Below are 1,284 nucleotides of genomic sequence, written 5' to 3'. Positions count from 1 at the left end.
CCTCCGGGATTAGCCGAAGCATCCCTCCACTTCGTCATCCCAGGGCGAAGCAAGGAGCGAAGCGACGCGGCGCAGACCCTGGGATCCATGCCGTTACCTCGCGGCAGTGCTCCTGCGGACCGGAACAGTAGCGGCTGGTGAAGCGCGAGCCGTTGCCCGATTTGTGCTCCGGCATGCGGCGGCCGAGGTCGTTGGTGACGCCGATGTAGATCGTGCCGCGCTTCTGGTGGCATAGTTTGCGGAAGGGTAACGAACACCGTTGCGCATGCAAGCACCGTTCTGAGCCGTTGCATGCTTCGGGTGGCGTAACGGCATCGATCCTAGGGTCTGCGCCGCGTCGCTTCGCTCCTTGCTTCGCCCTAGGATGACGAAGTCGTGGTGGCTTATGCCAATCGCCAGCGTTGGAGATTGGTTGCCCGACCGGCCGGCAATCAGAAAGGGGCGGTCGAACCGCCCCTTGCTCATCTCGATACTTCGGATGCCGCGATTGCCGGAGGCCCGCCAGCCTCAAGCAACTTCCCGAACGGGCTCAAGGCCGACCGCGGCGGCCAGCCCGCCGATATCCTTGATCTCGGTATATTCGTAGAAGGGGTTTGCAGGCTCGTGGCCGCGGTTCACCCAGACCTTGCTCTTGATGCCGAGATCGTAGGCGGTCATCAAATCGTAGCGGAAGGAGGACGACACATGAGTGATGTCCTGCGGGCCGCAGCCGAGCTTGTCGAGCATGTATTCAAAGCCCTTCATCAGCGGCTTATAGGCGCCAACCTGTTCGGCGGTGATGACGGTGTGAAAGGGCGCGCCGAGCTTTTCCACATTCGACATGATCAGACTGTTCATGGAGTTTGACAGGATCACCAGTGGGATTTCCTTGGCGACCTTGGCGAGTCCCGCCGGGACGTCGGGGTGCGGACCCCAGGTCGGCACTTCGTCATAGATGCGTTGGGCGTCTTCGGGTTTGAACTGGATACCGATGCGCTTGCAGCTGCGTTCGATGGAATTCTGCACCACCTCGAGGAAGGGTTTCCATGGCCCCAGCACCTCGTCAAGGCGATAGCCTCTAAAAGCCTCGACGAAGCCGGCCATTGCCTCTGGGGAGAGGCGCTCGCCGTAGACGCGCCGCGCCGCGCCGGCCATATCGAAATTGGTGAGCGTACCGTAGCAGTCGAAGGTGATGTATTTCGGTCTGAACGTCGACATGGCGACAATCCTCCTGGTTTTTTCGGCACAGCGTGCCTGTACCACAATCACCATAGTCGGAGATCTGGAAGACTAACGGCCGCATTC

Annotated in this window: 2 protein-coding genes; both read right to left on the bottom strand. The window is 60.7% G+C overall.

Annotated features, from left to right (window positions below; all coding sequences use genetic code 11):
- Positions 1-34: 34 nt before the first annotated feature.
- Positions 35-271 carry a GIY-YIG nuclease family protein gene (locus EOA86_RS35040; RefSeq protein WP_127209374.1) on the bottom strand — a complete coding sequence of 79 codons (237 nt, stop codon included), beginning with the start codon at positions 269-271 and terminating at the stop codon, positions 35-37.
- 236 nt (positions 272-507) lie between these two features.
- Positions 508-1,197 (bottom strand): haloacid dehalogenase type II, encoded by a 690-nt coding sequence (locus EOA86_RS35035; protein WP_127209373.1) that lies wholly within the window; start codon positions 1,195-1,197, stop codon positions 508-510.
- Positions 1,198-1,284 lie beyond the last annotated feature (87 nt).

The sequence above is a fragment of the Mesorhizobium sp. M5C.F.Ca.IN.020.32.2.1 genome (assembly GCF_004023105.1).
Taxonomy (GTDB): Bacteria; Pseudomonadota; Alphaproteobacteria; order Rhizobiales; family Rhizobiaceae; genus Mesorhizobium; species Mesorhizobium wenxiniae.
This window is presented reverse-complemented; position numbering and strand designations above follow the sequence as displayed.

Coding starts and splice junctions, on each gene's coding strand:
- EOA86_RS35035 (WP_127209373.1), bottom strand. CDS start 1,197: ATGTCGACGTTCAGACCGAAATACATCACCTTCGACTGCTACGGTACG.